General features: G+C 62.7%; 2 protein-coding genes. Both read right to left on the bottom strand.

Annotated elements, in window-relative coordinates; genetic code table 11:
- Nucleotides 1-22: 22 nt before the first annotated feature.
- A complete protein-coding gene (locus HX803_RS30625; protein WP_178925825.1) occupies nt 23-607 on the bottom strand; it encodes a hypothetical protein in 585 nt (194 codons plus the stop codon).
- 87 nt (nt 608-694) lie between these two features.
- Nucleotides 695-2,599: TonB-dependent siderophore receptor (locus HX803_RS30630; RefSeq protein WP_178925826.1), on the bottom strand; the 1,905-nt coding region annotated here is incomplete at its 5' end.

The following is a 2,599-nucleotide window of genomic DNA, read 5'->3' on the forward strand; positions in this document are numbered from 1 at the left end:
CAAGCCCGCTCACTACAAGCTGTCAGCCTTCGTGGGCCGTGGTGATTTCCAGGGTGTCGGTGAAGGTCACCAACACACTCTGCCCCACCTTGAGGTCTTTAAGCCCCGCACGAATCTCCGGTTTTTCCACATTCAGCACCTTGGTCGCCCCCGTCGGGTTTTCCAGGGTGACCTGGTTTTTCTTCAGGTCGATGTGGGTGATCTTCAACTGCACCTGCACCTGGCGGAACGCTGCGCCGCCGGGGTTCGGGTTGTCGGCGGTCGCACGGATTACGCCGGTTTTTTCACTGGCATCCGGTGCACTTTTGTCGATGTCGGTATCGAGCACGGCCGCAACCGAATGGGTGGTCAGCACTTTGACTTGATCACCTACCTTGAGATTGCCCAGGTCCTTGGCATCCTCGCTGAGCTGCACATGCACCGGGTTGCCTTGGGCGCCCGCCAGCACCACTTGATGCTTGGCAGCATCCACCGACAGCACTTTGGTGGTCACTTCATCGGCTTCAAGGGATTTGGACAGCGGGATGTCGGCGGCGTAGGCGAGGTTGCCGGCGGCCAAAAGTGTGGCCAGGGCAATGGCCTGGCGAAGCGTGCGAACAGTGTTCATTGAGTGGACTTCCCTGTGAGTGAAGCCCTGAGTCTAGTGGCGAGCCGGCGATGCGCAACTGCGCCGGCTCGCCCTCCAGTCAAACGTTTAGAAATCCACCGTCGCCGACAGCTTGGCCACGCGCGGATCGCCCTGGGTCAGGTAACCCCCGAGTGCCGACTCCCAGTACTTGGTGTTCGCGACGTTCTCCACGGTCGCGCCCAGCGTCACATCACGCTGTTGCACCTTGAAGCTGTAGCGTGCACCCACATCGAAGCGGTTCCACGTTGGCAGGCTCAAGTTGTTGGCGGCGTCGGCGTACTGGCCACCGGTACGCAGCATGCGGCCGTTGACCGTCACGCCTTGCAGGCCTGGCACATCCCAATCTACCCCGGCGTTGAGCTGGAACGAAGGCACGCCGACCGCACGGTTGCCGTCATTGGCGCCGCCCGCGGTACCGCTGACTTCGGTGTGGATGATCGTCGCGCCGCCCAGCAGGCGCAGGCCGGCAACAGGCTCGCCGAAGACGTTCAACTCGACGCCCTTGTTGACCTGCTCACCCTGGAACACAAACGTCGCGGTGCCGTCCCCGTTCAGCTCAGAGTAACCCTGGGTCGGTTGTTCGATGCGGTACACACCCAGCGTTGCGCCGTAGCTGCCCATGTCCACTTTCACCCCGGCCTCGGTCTGCTTTGAGCGGGCGGGTGCGAAGGTCTGGTTCTTGTTGGTCACGTTGGCGCCAGCAAAGGTTGTCGGTGCGGTCGGCCCGGACGCCAGGCCTTCGATATGGTTGGCGTAGAACGACACATGGTCCCACGGTTTGAACACCAGGCCGTACACCGGCGTGGTGATGCCCTTGTCATAGTTGGCCGTGCGCTCGCCGGTGCCGTAGGCATAGCCTTGTACCACCAGTTCCTGACGGCGCAGGCCGGCGGTGAACAGCACGCGGTCATCCAGGAAACCAAAGGTGTCCGACACCGCTGCACTGCGGGCGAAGGTCTTGGCGGTGATGCCCGGGTCGTTCATGTCGCCACCCGTGAAGCTGCCCTTGACCGGCTGCGCCACGTCGACCGGGTTGTAGATATTGCTGGCGTGCCCGGTGAAGTCAAAGTCGTAGGCATTGCGAGACTGGGTCCAGATCCCGGTCAAACCGACGTTCAGTTTATGGCTGACGGCGCCGGTCTGGAACTTGCCGTTGAGGCCGGCCATCAGGCTGGTGTTGTCTTCCTGGTGGGCGATGCGCGAGCCGGTCACGGTGGCGTTGCCCAGGGTGTCGTTCACGGTGGTCGAAGAGTAACGCCCGATCTCGTTGGTGTGCTTGGCACCGGCTGCAAGGTAGGCCGTCCAGTTGTCGTTGAGGTCGTACTCGCCACGCAGCATGCCGAAGGTATCTTCCAGGCTGGTGGTCGCCCAGCTAGGCGCGTAGTTGGTCTCGGCCGAAGGGGCGTCGGGAATGTGGGTCAGTGTTTGCCCGAGGAACACCGAGTTGCGCCCGCCGTTGACCTGCTGCTTCTGGTACACGAAGTCTCCCGACAAGCGCAGGGCATCACCACGGTAGTCCAGGCCGACCGAGAACAGCTTCGAGCGTTGGCTCTCATCGTCCACACCGGTATCGCCTTCGCGCTGGGAGAGGTTCACCCGCGCGCCGAAGCGGTTGTCTTCGCCGAAGCGCTGGCCGATGTCCAGGTGTTCGCCCACCCGGCCGTCGTTGCTGATGTCGGTGCTGAAGCGGCGCAGCGGCACGTCGTCGGCGCGCTTGGGTTGCAGGTTCACACCGCCCCCAATGCCTGAACCCCCTGGAGTCACGCCATTGATGAAGGCGTTGGGGCCCTTGAACACTTCAACCCGCTCCAAGGCATCGGTGGACATGAGCTGGCGCGGCACGATGCCGTACAGGCCGTTGAACGAGATATCGTCGCCATTGAGCGGCAGGCCACGAATCACAAAGGCCTGCGATTGGTTGGCATACCCTGACGCCTGGCGCACCGAGGAGTCGTTGAGCAACACATCGCC

It is taken from the genome of Pseudomonas sp. P7548, assembly GCF_013386585.1.
In the GTDB taxonomy this organism is placed as follows: domain Bacteria; phylum Pseudomonadota; class Gammaproteobacteria; order Pseudomonadales; family Pseudomonadaceae; genus Aquipseudomonas.

Excerpts from the sequence above, each read along its gene's own strand:
- HX803_RS30625 (WP_178925825.1), bottom strand. The coding sequence starts at position 607 with ATGAACACTGTTCGCACGCTTCGCCAGGCCATTGCCCTGGCCACACTT.